This is a genomic window from Paenibacillus barengoltzii NBRC 101215, from assembly GCF_004000745.1.
Classification (GTDB): Bacteria; Bacillota; Bacilli; order Paenibacillales; family Paenibacillaceae; genus Fontibacillus; species Fontibacillus barengoltzii.
Genome location: NZ_BILV01000061.1, coordinates 15,869 through 35,640 on the forward strand (window position 1 = coordinate 15,869; position 19,772 = coordinate 35,640).

Sequence of the window (19,772 nt, forward strand, 5' to 3'; positions counted from 1 at the left end):
TTGTCCAAAACATCGAGTCCGGTTTTGACCGGGAGACAAAAGGCAGCCATTTTATTAATTACGTTAGGACCGGAAGTATCGGCTCAAATCTTCAAACATTTACGGGATGATGAAATTGAGCAGCTCACCCTGGAGATTGCTAACGTCCGTAAAGTCGACAGCGCCGAGAAAGATATGATTATGGCGGAATTCCACCAAATCTGTTTGGCGCAGGAGTATATCACCCAGGGGGGCATCACTTACGCCAAGGAAATTTTGGAGAAAGCGTTGGGCCAGTCCAAAGCGGTGGACATTATCAACCGTTTGACGGCAACCCTTCAGGTGCGTCCGTTCGATTTTGCCCGTAAGGCTGATCCAAATCAAATTCTGAACTTTATCCAGAACGAAAACGCGCAGACGATCGCTCTGGTGTTGTCCTACTTGCAATTTGAACAGGCGGCAGCGATCTTGTCTTCACTGCCTCAGGAGAAGCAAGCAGAAGTTGCACGGAGAATCGCGATGATGGATAGCACGTCGCCGGAGGTTATCGCTCAAGTTGAACGTGTGCTGGAGCAGAAGCTATCTGCTACGGTAACCCAGGATTACACCAGCGCCGGCGGCATCGAATCGATCGTCCAAATCTTGAATGGTGTCGACCGGGGGACGGAACGAACGATTCTCGATTCGCTCGAAATTCAGGATCCCGAGCTGGCTGAAGAAATCAAGAAGCGGATGTTCGTCTTCGAGGATATCGTCAATATCGACAACCGTTCCATTCAGCGGATTATCCGCGATATCGAGAACAGCGACTTGCAGCTTGCCCTCAAAGTGGCCAGCGAAGAAGTTCGCGAGGCGGTCTTCCGCAACATGTCGAAGCGGATGTCCGAGACGTTCAAAGAAGAAATGGAATACATGGGGCCGGTGCGGCTGCGTGACGTGGAAGAAGCACAAACCCGCATCGTAGCTACTATTCGCAGGTTGGAAGAAGCGGGTGAAATTATTATCGCCCGCGGCGGAGGAGATGACATCATTGTCTAATTTGATCAAGGTGTCTCAATACGTGCCGGTTGAAATCTTGAAGCAATTGAATGTAGCCAAGGTTCATCCGACAACCGAGGACCCGTCATCTGATCACGCCGAGAATCCGGTTATACAAGGTCCTTCCGCTGAAGATCTTGCGGCCGAAGAGACGAGACGTCAGATGTTGGCGGATGCGAAAGAGTTCGCCGAACGTCAAGTTAGGGAAGCGGCGGAGCAAGCGGAACGCATGCTGGAAGAAGCACAGCAGCAAATCGACACCTGGTGGCAGGAGCGCCGTGAGCAGGATGAACAGATGATTGAAGCTGTCAAAGCGGAGGGCTTCACTCAAGGTTACGAGGAAGGGAAAGCGCAGGCAGAAGCAACGATGCGCGCCAAAATTGAAGAGATGATGAATGAAGCGAGTTCCGTTCTCCAGCAGGCTTATGAGGAGAAAGAACGTATCATTCTGGAAGCCGAGCCGTTTCTGGTCGAGTTAAGCTGTGCGATTGCCGAGAAAGTCATCGATAAGCAGCTTGAGCTGAAACCGGAATACGTTATCGAGCTGATCAAGAAGAGTCTGGCGCGTAAACGCGAGCAAGGAACCTTGACACTGTGTGTTTCACCAAAGGATTTTGCGTTCGTGCAGGCGGCCAGGGAGGAGCTTAGTCTTGCAATTGACTCGCAGGCAGAACTTCAAATTTTGCCGGACCCAACCGTCAAAGATCGCGGTTGTGTTATCCGTTCTTCCTTCGGCAGTGTAGACGCCAGAATTGATACCCAATTGACGGAGATTAAGAAGGAATTGTTGCGGGTTTCTCTACAGATGGAGGAGCGGGGGCAAGCGAATGACGAGTTTGAAAGCTGAACGTTACATTGATCATCTCAGACAGCTTGATCCGATCCGAATCAACGGGAAGGTGACACAAGTCATCGGACTGATGGTTGAATCCGAGGGCCCTGATGCCAGCATCGGCGATCTTTGTTATATCTATCCGAGTAAAGGGGCTCAGCCTTTGCAGGCGGAGGTCGTCGGTTTTCGCGACAACAAGGTATTGCTGATGCCGCTCGGTGAACTGCAGTCGATCGGACCTGGTTGTGACGTTGTTGGGACCGGTAAACCTTTGACGGTACAGGTGGGGTCGGAGCTCCTAGGTAAGGTGCTGGATGGCTTGGGGCAACCGCTAGACGGTTCGTTGCTTCCTTCTCGGATGGGTCACTACTCGACCTATAATAAGCCGATGAATCCACTGGATCGTCCGCGAGTCTCCGAACCAATCGGCATAGGTGTACGAGCCATCGATGGTTTGCTCACGATCGGTAAAGGTCAGCGGGTGGGGATTTTTGCTGGCTCTGGGGTTGGGAAGAGCACCTTGATGGGGATGATTGCCCGCAATACCTCGGCCGATGTGAACGTGATTGCCCTCGTTGGGGAGCGGGGACGTGAGGTGCTTGACTTTATTGAACGGGATCTTGGTCCTGAAGGGTTAGAGCGCTCGGTTGTCGTGGTTGCAACCTCCGATCAGCCAGCATTAATTCGGATGAAGGGGGCGTTGATCGCCACAACTATCGCAGAGTATTTTCGGGATCGCGGGCTTAACGTCATGCTGATGATGGATTCCGTCACTCGTTATGCGATGGCATTGCGTGAGGTGGGGTTGGCTGTAGGCGAACCTCCTGCGATGCGGGGGTACACCCCTTCTGTATTTGCCGCTTTACCGAAGCTGATGGAGCGGGCAGGGACTGGACCAACCGGTTCAATTACCGCCTTCTATACCGTGCTCGTTGACGGTGACGATATGAACGAACCAATTGCGGATGCTGTCCGCGGGATCTTGGATGGACATATCGTTTTGAACCGCGGGATCGCCAATAAAGGGCACTTCCCGGCGATTGACATTCTAGCCAGCATTAGCCGGGTAATGAAGGATATTGTTTCGGATGAGCAAAATGAGGCAGCCGAAAATCTGAAACGGTTGATGGCTGTTTATAAGGATTCCGAAGATTTGATTAATATCGGCGCTTACCAACCCGGATCGAACCCGGATATTGATGAAGCTATTGGCGCCATTCAGCAGATCTGGAGCTTTACGAAGCAGAAGGTGAATGAGAAGGTGACGCTCGCCGAAGTTCAGGAACGGCTTATTTCCGAATTCGCAAGGAGATGAAACGTAGAGAATGAAGTTCCGTTACGTGTATCAGAAAGTAGTTGATTTGAAATCCAACGAAAAAACGCAGGCCGAATGGATGTTATCTGCAGCTATTGGGCGATTGCAGTCAGAACAACGCTCGTTGGAGCAGTTGCTGGAGGAGAAAGCCAATACCGCAGCGGTAATCGCTGCCGAAGCGGAGAGTACTGCCTCCATGATCAAACTGCAGGAACTTCAGCGATACATGGATTTTCTTGACCAAGCGATTGAGCGGAAGCTGGCGGATATTCGCGCAGCGGAGGTCAACGTCGAGCATAAGAAGACGATTTTGAAGGGGAAAATGCTGGACGAAAAGGTATGGCTTAAAGCGAAAGAGAAGGCCATGGATAAATTTCGGCACGAAATGCTTCTTCGGGAACAAAACGAGCTGGATGAAATGGCTACAGTCCGGTTCGCCATGAGAGCCCGATAAAGTAACGGGCGCCCATACGGTTGTTCGAAGGAGGGATAGAGATGGCAAAAACGGTGGTGGACGAAGAATTGGATGAGGAGACAGGGGGCGGATTTTCACGCTTTCTGTTCTTCATGACGCCTATTCTTTTTACGGTTGTTCTGCTAGGGGTGTTATTAACCTTATTTAATATCGACTTTCGTAACACCATGATTGATTGGGGGAACCGGATTCCGCTGGTGAAAAACCTGGTTCCGGATCCAATTGCTCCAGAGGGTGAAGCAAAGGATGCTGCGAAGGAAGAGCAGAAGCAGCGGGAGAGCACTGAAGCTACTGTGAAGGAACTAAAGGAGCAGTTGGCTAAGCAGCAAGCTGAGCTGCAAACCGCGAACCAACAAGCAGCCGAACAGCAGGAGAAGGTAAAGGAGCTGCAGGAGCAACTGGCTTCCGTTCAGCAGAAAGAGAACGATCAGCAACAAGCGGCAGAATTGGAGGCCTATCAGAAGGAAGTTAAGAAGCTGGCCAATCTGTATGCGGAAATGAGTCCTAGCAAAGCGGCAGCGATTTTTAATAAGTTGACAACGGAAGAGTCGCTGCAGATGTTAAGCGTTATGAACAATGAGAGTAAAGTAGCCATTCTAGAGAAGATGGATCCGCAAAAGGCAGCGGATATTTCGATTAAGCTGAAGGATGTGAAGACGTCCGAGGACTTGGCGATCGCCGCGCTGCAATCGAGACTCAAAATGGAATCAACAGCGGATACAGCAGCTGCTGCAAAAGGAGCAGGGCTAAGCGATACGGAGCTGGGGCAAACCTTCTCCTCGATGGCTGCAGCAGACGCCGCCAAGCTGGTGCTTCAGACGTACAAGCTAAGTCCCGAGAAGGGGCTGAAAATTCTGAAATCGGTAAACGGAACTGCTCGTTCTAAGATTTTGACGGAAATGGCGAAGTCCGACGAGAAGACATCGGTAAAGATCCTGAATCAGCTGGTAAGTAAGTAATATAATGAAGGTATTTAGTCTTGAAAGGAGGTGAAATAAAATGAATTCATCCATTTCGCAAATAAATGCAAGCAAAACCGGAACGGTAAACTCGTTGTGGTACGGATCGGCTGGCAAGGCGGAAACGGGGCAAGCGGCTGCTTTGTCATTTGATCAGAAGCTTCTCGCCATGTTGCTTGGTAATGCCCAGCCGCAGGAAGGACAAGCCTCAGCACAGATGATCTCGTTAGCTGGATTGCCAAGTGGTACGGAAGGTACATCTTCCGAAGCGACTGAAAATACGCTTGTCGCGACAATCGAAGGATTGTTGGAGCAATTGTCTAAATTGGACGATGCACTTCAAGCGGATCCTGCGTTGTTTTCGTTATTGCAAGGTTGGTTGCAAAGTGTTCAACCCCTATTGCAACAGGCAGGTTTGTCTGACAATGCGAGTTTAGGAGCTGAGGGCGACAACGCCCTGCCTGTGCTAGCTCAGCAGCCGGAGACGATGCGGTTTGCGGTTCAGGATACTCTTGTTCAACTATTAGCAGTTGCGGAGTCGAACGGAGGTGCCGCTAAGCTGACCGCAAGTGCACAGGGGCAAGCCGTTACTATGCTGGATTCTCTACAACAAGTGCTAGATGCAATATCGGATTCGGCGGAGGCGAAGTCTAATGGCGGAAAAGGGACGGAAGCAACAGGATTACAACCTCGTACCTTCACGACAGATCCAGGTGCAACAGCTAGCCAACAAGGACGTGCAGGCCAAAATGGGGACATGCTGAACAGAGGAGATGCTCGTGCTGTTCAATCGAGTTCACAATCTAGCAATTCGGCAGCATTCCGCGTCAATGATCTGGCATTCGAAGCCGATCCGGCAGTTGACGGGGGGACCTCGGAAGCTAAAGTACATGAAGATCCCGTTCAAACTGGTCAAGTCGTGACCGCAGGACAACTGGCACTCCGGGACAGTGGAATTAAGTCCGTGAAACATGTTGCCAAACCGGTACCAGTTGAAAATTTCGCGAAAGAAATGAGCGGTTTCCTGGTCAATAAACTGGAGATCGTGAATCTGAAGGGTGTGTCCGAGGCGAGAATTTCACTGTATCCGGAGCATTTGGGCCAGGTTGACGTACGCATTACGATGCAAAATGGCCAATTAACTGCCCAATTTATGACGGAGCACGCTTTTGCTAAGGAATCGCTGGAACAACAAATGGCACAACTTAGATCGGCATTGCAATCTCAGGGTCTTCAGGTTAACAAACTGGAGGTTACACAAAATACATCATTGTCGTCCCACATGTACCATGATGGCCGGCAATCCGGCGGAGGCACAGGACAACAACAAAGCGAAAAACGTCGTCCCGTAACAGAGGACGAAACCCTGGCCATCCATGACTTGAACGAAGAATGGAACGAATGGGTAGCTGAAGTCAGAGCCAAAGAGCAAAGCTACGGCAGTTCCTTTGTTGCTCGGGCTTAAATCACCTTTTATTTCGCAGAAAGGAGGTACCTCCGTGGCTGACACGTATTTTTCTTCGGTGTCGTGGCCGAATTACTCGCAAAATAACATTCAGAAGGCCAGTACGAAAAACAACGAGTTGGGTAAAGATGCTTTCCTTAAACTCATGATCGCCCAGATGCAAAATCAGGATCCGTTGTCCCCAATGGACAATACGCAAATGGTTGCACAAATTGCCCAGTTTACTTCTGTCGAGCAGTTGACTAACATTTCAGAACAGATAGCTGCATTGGGAGAGTCCTTAGGCAATGATTCCGGACTGATCGGAAAAGAAGTGACATGGGTGACTGAGACCAAAACAGGTAATTACGATGTTTCCACAGGTAAAGCTGAAGTCATTATTGAGAAGGAAAGTGGCATTGTAGAATCCATTATCGTTCGCAGTGGTGTCCACTACGTGAAAGTAGGAGATAAGGAGATTAAAATCTCCGATATTGAACAAGTAGGCGTACCTGCTGACGCGTCTGACGGCGCTGGCCAAGGAGCGGATCTGTTATGAACGAGCCGATCCGAGTAGGCCAGCTATATGCGGGCAGAATCGGGCCTAATGCACTAACGGCAAATAAAAGCATGCCGCTAAATGCTGCAAAAAGTAACTTTAAGGAGATGCTGGAGGATCGACTGGTCCATTTCAGCAACCATGCGGTAAAACGTTTGGAGCAGCGCGGAATCGAGCTGAAGCCGGAGCAGTTAAACAAGATTGAATCGGCGATTGACAGCGCGGCGGCTAAAGGAGCGAAAGAGTCCCTTATTTTATTGAAAGATATGGCCCTGATTGTGAACGTCCACAATCGGACCGTCGTTACCGCGATGGACGGAAGCAGCATGAAGAATAACGTATTTACTCAAATCGATAGCGCCGTCATCATTTCTTAAAATTGGCTGGACCGGTTACGGGAGCCAATCGGCTGCGGATCGACTGAAGCGGCCGAAGCAATCATTTTAATCAGTGGAAGGGATGAGAGCAAATGTTAAGATCAATGTATTCTGGCGTATCTGGAATGCGTGGTTTCCAAACCAAGCTTGACGTCATTGGCAATAATATTGCAAACGTCAATACGGTAGGCTTCAAATCAGGACGCGTTATGTTTAAGGATATCATGAGCCAGACGGTCTCCGGGGTTACGGCTCCAGTCGATGGTGAATCTGGCGGCGTGAATGCCAAGCAAATTGGACTTGGGGTCTCCATCGGCTCTATCGATACATTACATACTGGCGGCAGTGCGATGACAACCAATAATCCGCTGGATATGCGGATTGACGGTGACGGATTTTTTCTTGTAAAACTGACGCCCGATCAAGAGGTTCCTTTCCTGACTCGTGCGGGAGACTTTCATCTAGATGCTGCGGGCCAACTGGTCACTTCGGACGGTTTGCTCGTTTGCAACAGCGATGGTGACGTTATGGAGCCAATCGATTTCGAAGCGGTAACAGCCTTTACGATTGCATCTGATGGTACGATGATGCTGAAAAACCCTGAAGGGGGAACAGATCCTGGTGAGATTATTGGGGTAGCTCGGGTCACGAACCCGGAAGGTCTGGAGAAGATTGGTGGTAACCTTTATCGGGTCACCTTGAATGCCATCGCAGACGGAGAATTGACGTATACGAACCCGAATAACGCAGAAGAGGGGACGGGTGCTCTGATTGTCGGCCAGTTGGAAATGTCCAACGTCGACTTAACGGGCGAGTTTACCGAAATGATCGTAGCGCAGCGGGGGTTCCAAGCGAATTCGCGGATCATCACGACCTCGGATGAAGTGCTTCAGGAAGTTGTTAATCTGAAACGTTAAGCGAAGGGGTAGTCGGGGAAAGGGTTAACCGCCGTTCCCCGACGGCTCTCCCCGCTTCCTTGATCGCTTAGGAGGGAAATCATGATTTCAGTAACACGCCTTAACGGTTCTCAAATGTGGCTAAATGCCATCATGATTGAGACCGTGGAAGAAACACCGGATACATACGTCACCCTGGTCACAGGGAAGCGGATTATCGTGCTGGAGAAGGCGGCCGATGTGATTCAGATGATAAGCGATTATTATCGTGAGATCGGCATCCACGCAGCAACTATTAAAGTGCAACAAACGGAGGAATGGTCATGAAAAGAATGCTGCCATGGTTAATTACGATTTTGCTCGCCATCACATTGATCGTATTGGCCGCCTTCCTGCTGGTGAATCAAATGAATAAACCTGCACCAGGTACCGAAATGAATGCTGCTGTTGACAGTGTAGCAGTACCGAAGAAATTGTCGGCCGACGAACTCGTTCAGGTGACATCTACGATTGACGATATCAAGACGAATTTGTCCGATCCGGATTACGTGGTAGTCATTGATTTTGCGTTCCAATTGGATAGTGCGACTTCCAAGGAAACCTTCGATAAAATCAAGGATTACAAAATCAAGCCGATTATTATCAAAACGTTGGCGGATACCAAACCGGAGGAATTGACGGGGGCATTGGGAAAAGACAACCTGAGTTCCAAATTGCTCAACCTGATCAACAAATCGCTGCCGGAAGGGAAATTGATTCAGATCGATATTACTGACTTCATCATGTCAACGATCTAACGAATATCGAACGAATAGAGATTTTTCTAAGGGGGTGAGATGGTTGGTTGATGTGTTGTCGCAGAACGAAATTGATGCGTTGCTAGCTGCGTTATCGTCGGGTGAAATGGACGCCGAAGAACTGAAAAAGGAAGATACGCAGAAGAAAATCCGTTCGTATGATTTCAAAAGAGCGGTGAGATTTTCCAAAGATCATATTCGAAGCTTAACCCGAATACATGAGAACTTTGCCCGTTATCTCACTACCTATTTTTCGGCTCAACTGCGCACGTTCGTGCAAATTAACGTTGTTCAGGTCGAGCAGCTTCCTTATGACGAGTTTATCCGCTCCATTCCCAAAATGACGATTTTGAACATTTTTGAAGCGGAGCCGCTGGAAGGAAGAATGGTGCTGGAGGTGCATCCCAACGTCGCTTTTGCTATGCTGGACCGGCTGTTGGGCGGTCTCGGAACAGCTCCTTCGAAAATCGGATCGCTAACGGAGATCGAAACAATTATTATGGAGCGGATTTTTAGCCGGGCTTTTGAAAGCTTGCAAGAAGCTTGGAAAACCGTTGTGGACATCAATCCACGGATGGAGGCGCTGGAAACCAATCCTCAGTTCATGCAAATCGTATCGCCTAACGAAACGATTGCGCTGATCTCACTAAGCACGAAAATCGGGGATACCTCCGGGATGATCAACCTCTGTATACCACATGTTGTAATTGAACCGATCATGCCAAAGCTTTCGGTTCACCATTGGTTTGTCTCTCAGAAAAAGTCGCGTGCTCCAGAAGAAGTTGAAGCGTTGCGAAACCGAGTGAACAAAGCTAAGCTTCCGATCATCGCGGAGTTGGGCGAATCACAGATTACGGTCCGTGAATTCCTGGGATTGTCCGTTGGGGACGTCATCTCATTAAATAAACCGGTCCAGGAAGGACTGCAAATCCGGGTTGGCGATCGATTGAAATATATAGGCAGCCCGGGTACAGTAAAGGATCGGATTGCGGTCCAAATCGATGAAATTGTCAGCGAAGGAGTTGAGGAACTTGACGAGCAATGATTACTTGTCCCAGGAAGAGATAGACGCATTATTAAAACAAGCCAATCAAGAGACGCCCCAAGAGCTGTCGGTAAACGACGTTCTAACTCCGCTAGAGCAGGACGCCTTGGGGGAAATCGGGAACATCACGTTTGGCAGTGCTGCCACGGCGCTCTCCACGCTGTTAAATAAAAAAGTGGATATCACAACGCCGAAGGTTTCCGTGATCACTCGTTCCCAGTTTGAGTCCGAATTTCCAAAACCGCATGTTGCGATTCACGTTCAATATGTGGATGGCTTTGAAGGCATGAACTCTTTGGTCATCAAGACGAGAGATGCCCAAGTGATTGCAGATTTGATGCTGGGCGGGGAAGGGAACCCGGAAGAGGAAGAGTTAAATGAGATTCATATCAGTGCCGTGCAGGAAGCGATGAACCAAATGATGGGGTCTTCTGCGACATCAATGTCTACCATTTTTAATCGCTTCGTCAATATCTCGCCGCCAGGCGTTGATATTTTGAACATGTCCAATGGGAACGGCTTGAACAGCTTGCCAGAATCGGACCCGCTAATCAAGATCTCCTTCCGTTTGACGATTGGGGATTTGATCGATTCGACGATCATGCAGCTGCTAACCGTGAAGTTCGCAAAAGAGATGGTAGATAGTCTGATTAGTGGATCAGCGGCAGAAACAAAAGCCGGCGCGAAGGAAAGCGCCGCAGCGGCCGCGCCTCCTGCACCAGCGTCTGCACCAACGCCAGCTCCGTCGCCTGCGCCTCAGGCCCCAACGTATCAGCAGCCGCCTGCACCGTCTCAACCGATGATGCAGCAACCGCCGATGCAAGAGAGTTATGGTTACGGGCAGCAAGCGCCATACGGGTATCCTCCACAAGGTCAACCTTACGGCGAACCCCATCATTATGGGCAGGCACCTGGGCGAAATTTGAATGTACAACCTGTACAATTTGCAAATTTGGGGAACTCATCATTTAACCAGGTTGACGAAAATAATTTGAACTTACTGATGGACATACCCCTTAGAGTCACCGTAGAATTAGGTAGGACCCAACGGCAAATTAAAGATATCCTGGAATTGTCCCAAGGATCGATCATCGAATTGGACAAGCTTGCTGGTGAACCGGTAGATATTCTGGTGAACAACAAACTGATTGCTAAGGGCGAGGTTGTCGTCATTGATGAAAACTTCGGCGTACGCGTCACGGATATCATAAGCCAGTGGGACCGCATTCAAAAATTACAATAGTAGAAGTTTAGGGAGGATTTTAGATCAATGGCTAACCGAATTCTTATCGTAGACGACGCAGCATTTATGAGAATGATGATCCGGGATATTTTGACGAAAAACGGGTTTGAAGTCGTAGGGGAAGCACAGGATGGTGCGCAAGCGATCGAGAAATTTAAAGAACTGCATCCGGATTTGATCACGATGGATATTACGATGCCCGAAATGGACGGAATTGCGGCGTTAAAAGAGATCAAGAAGCTGGACCCGAACGCGAAAGTGATCATGTGCTCTGCGATGGGGCAGCAAGCGATGGTTATCGATGCGATTCAAGCGGGTGCGAAGGACTTCATCGTGAAGCCATTCCAATCGGATCGGGTTATTGAAGCGATCAACAAAACGCTTGGGGTGTAAACTGAGCGATGAATAACTCGCAAGATTCTTCCCCGTTTTCTGGGGACGTCAACCTTTGGGGGAACTTGTTTACCGTCATCGTAGTTCTTGGCCTGCTCATTGCATTAATTATTATACTGGTCCGTTTTCTTGGGAAAAGGAACCGGTATTTGTCCCAGAGCCATGCGATTCGCACTTTGGGCGCGATTGGCCTTGGACCCAACAAATCCCTGCAAGTGATCGAACTCGGGGGGAGCATCTATCTTGTGGGTGTCGGTGAGGACATTTCGCTGGTGGACAAAATATCCAACCCGGACGAAGTAGCCTCTCTGGTTCAAGCCTTCGAACACGAAGGAATGGAACTTGCCGGATTGTCATCGACTTTGTCCGGCTTGATCTCCCGGTTTCGAAAGGAACCACCTCGGGAGGAAGAAGAACTGGACGGTGTCGCTTTCCACGAGGTGTTTCAATCGCAACTGCGGAAGATGCCGGACCGAAAACGACAAATGGAGGAACTCTTGCAGGATTCGGAAGAACATTCTACAGATCGGTCGAGGGAGTCATGAAGAGAAAATTGTTAATTGTCGGCTTGCTGCTGACGATATGGAGCATACTCGCGGTCTCCGTAGCATCGGCCGAACCGGTTGACCCGATTCCGAGCATCGGCATTCAAATCGGTAATTCGGATTCGGGCGGGGCGTCAGGTACCACTTCGTTGTCGATTCTCTTAATGATTACGGTACTCAGTATCGCGCCGGCAATATTGGTGCTGATGACGAGCTTTACTCGCATCGTCGTGGTACTGGGGTTTGTCCGCAGTTCATTAGGGACGCAACAAATGCCGCCAAATCAGGTATTAATCGGCTTAGCTTTGTTCTTAACATTATTTATCATGAGCCCCACGCTAACCACGATTAACGAGGTGGCAGTGCAGCCTTATATCAAGGGAGAAATCACCCAGACCGAAGCGTTGGACAAAGCGGCGGTTCCCATGAAGAAGTTCATGTACTCGCATACGAGAACCAAAGATCTACAGCTGTTCATGGGATATACCAAAATGGAAAAGCCGAAGAGCTATGAAGACATCCCGCTTTCGGTGATGGTGCCTGCTTTTGCGATTAGTGAACTCAAGACGGCGTTTCAAATGGGCTTTATGATTTTTATTCCTTTTTTGATTATCGATATCGTCGTTTCCAGTGTACTGATGGCTATGGGGATGATGATGCTGCCGCCGGTCATGATCTCACTGCCGTTCAAGATCTTGCTGTTCGTGCTGGTAGATGGTTGGTATCTGATCGTCAAATCACTATTAGTCAGCTTTAATACCTAGAGGATAGGTTCAGGTTCAGGGAAGGAGAAAACGGTGTATGAGTTCGGAATTTATTATCGGTTTGGCCGGACAAGCCGTATATACCGTGTTGAAGGTCAGCGCACCGATGCTGGTGATCGCTCTCGTGGTGGGGCTCTTGGTAAGTATCTTTCAAGCGACAACGCAAATTCAGGAGCAGACGCTTGCCTTCGTTCCCAAAATTGTTGCTGTTTTACTAGCGTTGCTGTTGTTTGGTCCTTGGATTTTGACGACGCTGGTTGACTTCACCTACGGAATTCTAAATAACCTATCTAGTTATATCGGTTAGGTTGCCGAAGTTATGGATACGATACTGCACGGAATTTCTATTTTTATGCTTATTTTTTGTCGAATGACAGCCTTTTTTGTAGTTTCGCCTATATTTTCATCCCGATCGGTGCCGAATACGTTTAAGGTTGGCTTTGCCGGTATCATCGCGGTTGTCATTCTGTTGACCATTGGTCCGAATCAGTCGATACCAAACGACTTGGGATACATATTGGTGATTATTCGTGAAGTGCTGGTAGGTCTGTTGATGGGGTACGTGGCAAATCTGATCTTCTCCGTTATCCAAATGGCGGGCTCATTTATCGATATTCAAATTGGTTTTGGGATCGCGAACGTGATCGACCCTATGACCGGTGCGTCTGCGCCCGTTTTGGGGAATCTCAAGTATATCATCGCCACATTGGTCTTCCTCAGCATGAACGGCCATCACTACTTACTGGATGCGGTTATTCGGAGCTACAACTGGGTCCCTTTATCCAATCAAGTGTTCCAACAAATTTATAACGGGAACTTGTCCGAATTTTTAGTTCAAACCTTCAGCCAGGCGTTTATGCTGGCATTTCAAATGTCAGCTCCGCTGGTGGTAGCTCTGTTTGTCACCGACGTAGCGCTTGGATTCTTGGCTCGAACTGCACCGCAATTCAACATTTTTGTTATCGGGATTCCGGTCAAAATCATCGTGGGGTTACTTGTGCTGTTGGTGCTTGTGCCGGGCTTTATCGTTGCGTTTCAAGCTTTGTTCGAGGTGCTGTTCCGAGCGCTTCATGATCTGCTCGGAACGATAGGACAAAGGCCGCAGTAGGATGGAGGATCGCTATGTCATATCGGTATTCGCTTGATCTGCAGCTGTTCGCTGGCGAAAAGACGGAAAAAGCGACTCCGAAGAAACGTCAGGAGGCCCGAAAAAAAGGTCAGGTGGCCAAGAGCCAGGAACTGACCGGCGCCTTGTTATTAATGGCCGGATTCCTATGCTTGACTGCATTTGCTGGTTATTTCAAGGACCGGTTGATTGGCTTGTTTGTTGACGTGTTTTATCATCGGCTGTCCATGGAGGTAACGAAAACGAACGTGATGGCGATGATGGGGGAGTACGCAGTGCAGGTGTTGTTGCTGCTGGCTCCAATCTTCCTGATTGTCATCGTCGTGGCTGTTGTTGCCGACTATGCCCAGATCGGTTTCATGTTGATCGGAGAACCGCTCAAAATCAAGTTCAGTAAGCTGGATCCGATCAAAGGGTTTAAAAACATCTTTTCCATGCGGTCGTTGGTTCAATTTATCAAAACGCTTTTTAAGCTGTTGATCATCGGGTATCTCGTCTACTCCACGATTTGGGGGTACCGCGGGAGCTTATCCGCATTAGGGCATGTATCGGTGGATGATACGTTTCATTTTACCGCCCAGTTAACGATGAATTTAGGGTTAAAAATCGCAGCCGCTCTAATCGTACTCGCGGTACTGGATTATATGTATCAGCGATATGAACATGAGAAGAATCTGAAGATGTCCAAGCAGGATATCAAAGATGAATATAAGAAAATGGAAGGCGATCCGCTCATCAAGGGGAAAATTCGGGAACGTCAGCGGCGGATGGCCCTGCAGCGGATGATGCAGGAAGTGCCGAAAGCCGATGTAATTATCACCAACCCGACTCACTTTGCGGTCGCTCTGAAGTACGACGGATCCAAAATGGATGCCCCGCAAGTCATTGCCAAAGGGCAGGATTATGTGGCGCTGCGCATTAAGGAAATCGCCAAAGAACATGGCGTAATTACGATGGAAAACAAGCCGCTGGCACGGGCGTTATTTCAACGAACCGAAATCGGGGAGACGATCCCTGCGGATTTGTTCCAAGCTGTTGCTGAAGTGCTGGCTTACGTATACCGAATCAAAGGCAGACCCAAATCATAATGGGATCGGAGGGGAACTTACGTGAAGAAATTTAAAGATTTATTTATTCTAGTTGGTATAATTGGCATCGTTTTGCTGATGATCGTTCCGATCCCGACTTGGCTGCTGGATATTTTGTTGATCATCAATATTTCCCTCGCTCTGATCATTTTGCTTGTTGCAATGAACACCAAGGAGGCCTTGCAGTTCTCCATCTTTCCAGCCATGCTGCTCGTGACGACCTTATTCCGTTTGGCGTTAAATGTATCGACGACCAAGCTGATTCTGGGACAGGCCAAAGCCGGCCACGTGGTGGCTACTTTCGGATCATGGGTATCCCACGGTGAACCCGTTGTCGGTTTTGTCGTCTTCCTGATTCTCGTGGTCGTTCAGTTTATCGTCATTACCAAGGGGTCGGAACGTGTTGCTGAGGTTGCTGCACGGTTTACCCTCGACGCCATGCCAGGGAAACAGATGAGTATTGATGCCGACCTGAATGCGGGGCTCATTAATGAGCAGCAAGCCCGTGAGCGCCGAGGGAAGATTGAGCGGGAAGCCGATTTCTACGGTGCCATGGATGGTGCGAGTAAATTCGTCAAAGGGGATGCCATTGCGAGTATCATTATCCTCCTGATCAACCTGATCGGGGGCTTTATTATCGGGATGACGATCCATGGTATGAGCTTTGACGAAGCGCTTTCGACATATTCACTCCTGACGATCGGGGATGGCTTGGTCAGCCAGATTCCGGCGTTGCTGATTTCTACCGCAGCTGGTTTGATCGTAACCCGGGCTTCTTCGGAGGGCAACCTGGCAGACGATATTACGGGGCAGTTGTTCACCTATCCGAAGCTGTTATTCGTTGTAGCCGGGACGATCGCCCTACTTGGCACCTTTACGCCGATCGGTATTTGGACAACTTATCCGTTCGCGATATTGATGGTCTTTGCTGCAATTAAGATGCAGAAAAATATGGACCGGCGGCAAGTCGAACAGGAGCAACAGGAGGAGGAACAGCAAATCGAAGAAGTTCGGAGCCCCGAGAGTGTCATCAACCTGCTTCAGGTAGATCCTATCGAATTCGAATTTGGTTATGGGCTGATTCCTCTTGCCGATACGGGGCAAGGCGGGGATTTGCTGGATCGGATCATCATGATCCGGCGTCAATGTGCGCTTGAACTCGGTTTGGTTGTTCCCGTCATTCGCATTCGCGACAATATTCAACTAAAACCGAATGAATATGTCATCAAAATAAAAGGAAATGTCGTAGGCGGTGGTGAATTATTACTTAATCACTATTTAGCCATGAGTCCAGGGGTGGATGATGACTCGATTACAGGTATCGAGACCCGCGAACCTGCGTTTGGCTTACCGGCCCTTTGGATCGATGAAGCGACCAAGGATCGGGCAGAATTGGCGGGCTATACCGTAGTTGATCCACCGTCTGTCGTGGCAACGCATTTGACAGAGCTGATTAAGAAGCATGCGCATGAGCTGCTGGGCCGTCAAGAGACGAAAGCCCTGGTCGACAACCTCAAAGAAAATTATGCGGTTCTTGTCGATGAATTAATACCGTCGGTGTTGTCGATTGGTGACGTCCAGAAGGTGCTGGCCAAATTGCTTAAAGAGAAGATCTCGATTCGCGATATGGTGACCATTTTCGAGACACTGGCAGATTACGGAACCTATACCAAGGATCCGGACGTGCTCACCGAATACGTCAGACAAGCGTTATCCCGACAAATTACCCAGCAATATACCCAACCGGGTGAAACGATGCGCGTAATTACTGTGGGACCGAACCTGGAGAAGAAAATCGCCGAGAGTGTGCAGCAGACCGAACAAGGCAGCTATCTGGCCCTGGACCCAGCTTCAACGCAAACGGTCTTCCAGAAGCTGACCGAACAAATTAACCGTTTGGTCCAAACGGGCCATCAACCGATCCTGCTCACCTCGCCAACGATCCGGATGTATTTGCGCCAAATCATCGAGCGCAGCATGCAAGATATTCCGGTGTTATCTTACAGCGAGTTGGAACCTAATGTTGAAATTCAAAGTGTCGGGGTGGTGAATTTATGAGAGTAAAACGATATATCGTCGACACGATGCCTGACGCCATGTTGAAAATTCGCAGTGAGCTGGGTTCGGATGCGGTCATCTTGAGCACAAAGGAAGTGAAGCTCGGCGGTTTCCTCGGCATGTTCCAGAAAAAGAAGATTGAAGTGATTGCTGCGACGGAGGAAAAGGCGGCACCGGCACCCAAAGCCAAACCGCCTTTGCCGGCACAGCCGTCGGTTCCGGCTCCTGTGGCACGCCAAGCCGTGCCGGAGGCATACCGCAAAACGTCGCAGTTAGCCCAGCCTGCTGCCTCGCCGCAGGCTGTGTCTGCTTCCCCGGTTCTCACGACAATAGGCGGTCAGGAACGAGAGGAGCCGATCATCACCGCGGTTATGCCGCCAGTGGCGCAGGCGCCGGTGACGGAGCTGGGAATGCATCAAACCTCCATTGAACCCACTTCCAGCGGTGCTTCAGTGGCTTCAGCTCGATTGGAGGCGGCGATCGCACGAGCGACAGATTCCGAGCAACTCCTAAGCAAGACGGATTTAGGGGGCGCCAACTCCGAAAAAGAAGAGCGCTTGCTGGAAGAAATTCAGCAAATGAAGATGTGGCTCAGCGAGCTGGCGAAGAAGCAAGCTGACAGTCGGGTATTCCCGCCGGGTTTACAGGCGATCCAACAACAGCTGATGAACCAAGAAGTGGGCATGGAGCTTGCCGGTCGGTGGGTAGAAGAAATTTACGAAGCCTGGTTAAGCTCAGGCAAGACATTAAGCGATGACGACATGCGGGCTAGGCTTCAGACCATCGTTACCAGCTTCCTAGATCACCGAATTGATGCGGGGATCGGCGATCAGACAAAGATCGTATATATCGCCGGACCGACCGGGGTTGGGAAGACGACAACCATTGCCAAGCTTGCGGCGGACCAAATTTTCCGGTTGCACAAAAAGGTAGGGTTCATCACGGCGGACACTTATCGAATTTCGGCCATAGAGCAGCTGCGGACGTACGCAACGATCTTAAATGTGCCTCTGGAGGTCGTTCAGTCCCCCGGTGATGTACAACGGGCTATGCAACGCTTAGAGCACTGTGACTTGATCCTGATGGATACGGCCGGAAGGAACTATCTAAATGAGCTGTTTGTGGCGGAGCTGCACAGCTTACTTGCTCCTTCGGATGTCAGCGAGACGTATTTGGTCCTTAGCTTGACCTCCAAAGTGCAGGACATGAAACGGATTACCGAGCACTTTAGCAAATATAAATTGGATAAGTTGATTTTTACGAAGCTGGATGAAACGGAAACGACCGGCGCGATCTTTAATTTGTTAAGCGAGTACCCGTTCAAGGTGTCTTTCCTGACCAATGGTCAAAATGTACCTGATGACCTGCTGCAGGCGGACGCTAAGTTAATGGTTGAACTGCTGCTGGGAGAGCGGAAGCCATGAATGACCAGGCCCAAGCACTCAGACAATTGGTATCTTCGCATCGAGAGGCGGCAGGGGCAACCGCCCGCAAGGATTCAGCCCGGATCGTGACAATTAGCAGCGGCAAGGGCGGCGTAGGCAAATCCAACTTCACGTTGAATTTTGCTTTAGCACTAAAGTCGCTTGGACGCAAAGTACTGATCTTTGATGCGGATATCGGTATGGCAAATATCGACGTGTTAATGGGCATCAGGCCGAGATATAACTTGTACCACCTGCTGAAGGGAGAAAAGAACATTACGGAAATCGTGGAGCTGGGCACGCATGCATTACCCTTTATTGCGGGCGGCTCCGGGCTCGCCGAACTGTTCACCCTGTCCGAAGGGGATCTGAATTACTTCACCTCGCAGATCGAGATAATTTCCGAGGAGATGGACTTCATCCTTTTCGATACAGGTGCCGGTTTGTCGAAGGAAACCCTCAAGTTCATCACCGCTGCCGATGAGTGTCTGGTCGTTACGACACCGGAGCCAACCTCGATCACCGATGCTTATGCCTTGATCAAGGTTGTTCATGGAATGGATCAAAATTTGCCGTTCCGGTTAGTCGTTAACCGGGTTTCCGGGGAGCTTGAGGCGAAGCAGGTTGCCGATAAAATTTCGTTGGTCGCCAGCCGTTTTCTCGATATGGAAATTTCCGTGTTGGGCTACCTCAACGACGATCCGCATGTGATGCAGGCGGTCAAGAAGCAAGTTCCTTTCTCCATCGCTTTCCCCGGTTGCTCGGCAACGCGCGATATTCAGCGATTGGCGTTGGCTTATCTGAATGTTCCGCAAACCAAGCCGAAGGATACTTTATCGGGAATCAAGGGATTTATGCAGAAATGGTTAAAACTGGCAAAATGATTCTTCGTAAAGGAACAGGAGTGGAACGTTGATGTCTTATCGAGTGATGGTGGTAGACGATTCGGCGTTTATGCGTAAGATTATCTCGGATCTGATCGAACAGGACGAGGCTTTTCAGGTCTCGGCAACGGCCAAGAACGGACGTGAAGCCATTGAGCAAATCGCACAGGTTCGACCGGACTTGGTGACGATGGACGTGGAAATGCCGGAAATGAACGGTCTGGACGCGCTCAAGGTCATCATGAAGGAACATCCGTTGCCGGTCATTATGTTATCGGGCATCAATGAACAAGGCATGCGGGAGACGATCATGGCACTGGAGCTTGGAGCCTTCGATTTCATCCGCAAACCATCGGCCACGACCAGCGAGCATGACATCCTGCAGGTCGGCCGCGAGCTGCGCGAGCAGATGCGCGCCGCGATGCAGGCGAAGGAGCGGCGCGATGCCTGGACGGCGGCGCAACTCCGCAGCGCGCCGGTGCTGCCGGCGGCCGGCAAGCCGCCACAGGCAGGCGTTGCCGCGCTAAAGCC

At 49.8% G+C, this 19,772-nt stretch carries 23 protein-coding genes; all 23 read left to right on the forward strand.

Annotation, left to right across the window (positions count from 1 at the left end; translation table 11 throughout):
- Positions 1 to 1,017, forward strand: a complete 1,017-nt coding sequence (gene fliG / locus PBA01S_RS16640) for a flagellar motor switch protein FliG (protein ID WP_028539388.1) — start codon at positions 1 to 3, stop codon at positions 1,015 to 1,017.
- Entirely contained in the window at positions 1,010 to 1,864 is an 855-nt protein-coding gene (locus PBA01S_RS16645; RefSeq protein WP_016312445.1) for a FliH/SctL family protein, read from the forward strand. The genes fliG and PBA01S_RS16645 overlap by 8 nt, the downstream gene beginning before the upstream one ends.
- Positions 1,845 to 3,164 carry a flagellar protein export ATPase FliI gene (gene fliI / locus PBA01S_RS16650; RefSeq protein ID WP_016312444.1) on the forward strand — a complete coding sequence of 440 codons (1,320 nt, stop codon included), beginning with the start codon at positions 1,845 to 1,847 and terminating at the stop codon, positions 3,162 to 3,164. Before PBA01S_RS16645 ends, fliI begins: the two co-directional genes overlap by 20 nt.
- Before the next feature lie 10 nt (positions 3,165 to 3,174).
- A complete protein-coding gene (fliJ, locus tag PBA01S_RS16655) occupies positions 3,175 to 3,618 on the forward strand; it encodes a flagellar export protein FliJ (RefSeq protein ID WP_009223006.1) in 444 nt (147 codons plus the stop codon).
- A gap of 41 nt (positions 3,619 to 3,659) precedes the next feature.
- Positions 3,660 to 4,598, forward strand: coding sequence for a MotE family protein (locus tag PBA01S_RS16660; RefSeq protein ID WP_028539387.1), 939 nt, complete (start codon positions 3,660 to 3,662; stop codon positions 4,596 to 4,598).
- A 40-nt stretch (positions 4,599 to 4,638) separates the two neighbouring features.
- Positions 4,639 to 6,063 (forward strand): flagellar hook-length control protein FliK, encoded by a 1,425-nt coding sequence (locus PBA01S_RS16665; RefSeq protein WP_028539386.1) that lies wholly within the window; start codon positions 4,639 to 4,641, stop codon positions 6,061 to 6,063.
- 34 nt (positions 6,064 to 6,097) lie between these two features.
- Positions 6,098 to 6,601, forward strand: coding sequence for a flagellar hook assembly protein FlgD (locus tag PBA01S_RS16670; protein WP_028539385.1), 504 nt, complete (start codon positions 6,098 to 6,100; stop codon positions 6,599 to 6,601).
- On the forward strand, positions 6,598 to 6,978 hold the full coding sequence (locus tag PBA01S_RS16675; RefSeq protein WP_028539384.1) for a TIGR02530 family flagellar biosynthesis protein: 381 nt from the start codon (positions 6,598 to 6,600) through the stop codon (positions 6,976 to 6,978). The genes PBA01S_RS16670 and PBA01S_RS16675 overlap by 4 nt, the downstream gene beginning before the upstream one ends.
- Before the next feature lie 92 nt (positions 6,979 to 7,070).
- On the forward strand, positions 7,071 to 7,895 hold the full coding sequence (locus PBA01S_RS16680) for a flagellar hook-basal body complex protein (protein ID WP_009223011.1): 825 nt from the start codon (positions 7,071 to 7,073) through the stop codon (positions 7,893 to 7,895).
- Positions 7,896 to 7,976: 81 nt separating this feature from the next.
- On the forward strand, positions 7,977 to 8,201 hold the full coding sequence (locus tag PBA01S_RS16685; RefSeq protein ID WP_016312439.1) for a flagellar FlbD family protein: 225 nt from the start codon (positions 7,977 to 7,979) through the stop codon (positions 8,199 to 8,201).
- Positions 8,198 to 8,671, forward strand: a complete 474-nt coding sequence (locus PBA01S_RS16690; RefSeq protein WP_016312438.1) for a flagellar basal body-associated FliL family protein — start codon at positions 8,198 to 8,200, stop codon at positions 8,669 to 8,671. The genes PBA01S_RS16685 and PBA01S_RS16690 overlap by 4 nt, the downstream gene beginning before the upstream one ends.
- 43 nt (positions 8,672 to 8,714) lie before the next feature.
- Entirely contained in the window at positions 8,715 to 9,716 is a 1,002-nt protein-coding gene (gene fliM, locus PBA01S_RS16695; RefSeq protein WP_016312437.1) for a flagellar motor switch protein FliM, read from the forward strand.
- Positions 9,703 to 10,959 (forward strand): flagellar motor switch phosphatase FliY, encoded by a 1,257-nt coding sequence (gene fliY / locus PBA01S_RS16700; RefSeq protein WP_028539383.1) that lies wholly within the window; start codon positions 9,703 to 9,705, stop codon positions 10,957 to 10,959. Before fliM ends, fliY begins: the two co-directional genes overlap by 14 nt.
- Before the next feature lie 27 nt (positions 10,960 to 10,986).
- The gene (locus PBA01S_RS16705) at positions 10,987 to 11,352 is read left to right on the forward strand and encodes a response regulator (protein WP_009223016.1); all 366 of its coding nucleotides are present in this window, start codon (positions 10,987 to 10,989) and stop codon (positions 11,350 to 11,352) included.
- Positions 11,353 to 11,360: 8 nt separating this feature from the next.
- Entirely contained in the window at positions 11,361 to 11,897 is a 537-nt protein-coding gene (locus PBA01S_RS16710; RefSeq protein WP_028539382.1) for a flagellar biosynthetic protein FliO, read from the forward strand.
- Positions 11,894 to 12,661 (forward strand): flagellar type III secretion system pore protein FliP, encoded by a 768-nt coding sequence (gene fliP / locus PBA01S_RS16715; RefSeq protein ID WP_016312434.1) that lies wholly within the window; start codon positions 11,894 to 11,896, stop codon positions 12,659 to 12,661. The genes PBA01S_RS16710 and fliP overlap by 4 nt, the downstream gene beginning before the upstream one ends.
- Positions 12,662 to 12,698: 37 nt before the next feature.
- A complete protein-coding gene (gene fliQ, locus PBA01S_RS16720; RefSeq protein ID WP_009223019.1) occupies positions 12,699 to 12,968 on the forward strand; it encodes a flagellar biosynthesis protein FliQ in 270 nt (89 codons plus the stop codon).
- Positions 12,969 to 12,980: 12 nt separating this feature from the next.
- The gene (fliR, locus tag PBA01S_RS16725; protein WP_009223020.1) at positions 12,981 to 13,769 is read left to right on the forward strand and encodes a flagellar biosynthetic protein FliR; all 789 of its coding nucleotides are present in this window, start codon (positions 12,981 to 12,983) and stop codon (positions 13,767 to 13,769) included.
- Between the two features lie 14 nt (positions 13,770 to 13,783).
- Entirely contained in the window at positions 13,784 to 14,875 is a 1,092-nt protein-coding gene (gene flhB / locus PBA01S_RS16730) for a flagellar biosynthesis protein FlhB (RefSeq protein WP_127576368.1), read from the forward strand.
- A 21-nt stretch (positions 14,876 to 14,896) separates the two neighbouring features.
- Positions 14,897 to 16,933 (forward strand): flagellar biosynthesis protein FlhA, encoded by a 2,037-nt coding sequence (flhA, locus tag PBA01S_RS16735; RefSeq protein WP_016312432.1) that lies wholly within the window; start codon positions 14,897 to 14,899, stop codon positions 16,931 to 16,933.
- On the forward strand, positions 16,930 to 18,357 hold the full coding sequence (flhF, locus tag PBA01S_RS16740) for a flagellar biosynthesis GTPase FlhF (protein WP_127576369.1): 1,428 nt from the start codon (positions 16,930 to 16,932) through the stop codon (positions 18,355 to 18,357). The genes flhA and flhF overlap by 4 nt, the downstream gene beginning before the upstream one ends.
- Entirely contained in the window at positions 18,354 to 19,241 is an 888-nt protein-coding gene (locus PBA01S_RS16745; RefSeq protein WP_127576370.1) for a MinD/ParA family protein, read from the forward strand. The genes flhF and PBA01S_RS16745 overlap by 4 nt, the downstream gene beginning before the upstream one ends.
- A gap of 28 nt (positions 19,242 to 19,269) precedes the next feature.
- Positions 19,270 to 19,772 (forward strand): response regulator (locus PBA01S_RS16750; RefSeq protein WP_127576371.1); only part of this gene is annotated, 503 nt, incomplete at its 3' end.

Excerpts from the sequence above, each read along its gene's own strand:
- PBA01S_RS16690 (WP_016312438.1), top strand. The coding sequence starts at position 8,198 with ATGAAAAGAATGCTGCCATGGTTAATTACGATTTTGCTCGCCATCACA.
- fliP (WP_016312434.1), top strand. The coding sequence starts at position 11,894 with ATGAAGAGAAAATTGTTAATTGTCGGCTTGCTGCTGACGATATGGAGC.
- fliI (WP_016312444.1), top strand. The coding sequence starts at position 1,845 with ATGACGAGTTTGAAAGCTGAACGTTACATTGATCATCTCAGACAGCTT.
- flhB (WP_127576368.1), top strand. The coding sequence starts at position 13,784 with ATGTCATATCGGTATTCGCTTGATCTGCAGCTGTTCGCTGGCGAAAAG.
- PBA01S_RS16675 (WP_028539384.1), top strand. The coding sequence starts at position 6,598 with ATGAACGAGCCGATCCGAGTAGGCCAGCTATATGCGGGCAGAATCGGG.
- PBA01S_RS16705 (WP_009223016.1), top strand. The coding sequence starts at position 10,987 with ATGGCTAACCGAATTCTTATCGTAGACGACGCAGCATTTATGAGAATG.
- PBA01S_RS16680 (WP_009223011.1), top strand. The coding sequence starts at position 7,071 with ATGTTAAGATCAATGTATTCTGGCGTATCTGGAATGCGTGGTTTCCAA.
- flhF (WP_127576369.1), top strand. The coding sequence starts at position 16,930 with ATGAGAGTAAAACGATATATCGTCGACACGATGCCTGACGCCATGTTG.
- PBA01S_RS16660 (WP_028539387.1), top strand. The coding sequence starts at position 3,660 with ATGGCAAAAACGGTGGTGGACGAAGAATTGGATGAGGAGACAGGGGGC.
- fliR (WP_009223020.1), top strand. The coding sequence starts at position 12,981 with ATGGATACGATACTGCACGGAATTTCTATTTTTATGCTTATTTTTTGT.
- PBA01S_RS16685 (WP_016312439.1), top strand. The coding sequence starts at position 7,977 with ATGATTTCAGTAACACGCCTTAACGGTTCTCAAATGTGGCTAAATGCC.
- PBA01S_RS16745 (WP_127576370.1), top strand. The coding sequence starts at position 18,354 with ATGAATGACCAGGCCCAAGCACTCAGACAATTGGTATCTTCGCATCGA.
- fliJ (WP_009223006.1), top strand. The coding sequence starts at position 3,175 with ATGAAGTTCCGTTACGTGTATCAGAAAGTAGTTGATTTGAAATCCAAC.
- PBA01S_RS16710 (WP_028539382.1), top strand. The coding sequence starts at position 11,361 with ATGAATAACTCGCAAGATTCTTCCCCGTTTTCTGGGGACGTCAACCTT.
- PBA01S_RS16665 (WP_028539386.1), top strand. The coding sequence starts at position 4,639 with ATGAATTCATCCATTTCGCAAATAAATGCAAGCAAAACCGGAACGGTA.
- fliQ (WP_009223019.1), top strand. The coding sequence starts at position 12,699 with ATGAGTTCGGAATTTATTATCGGTTTGGCCGGACAAGCCGTATATACC.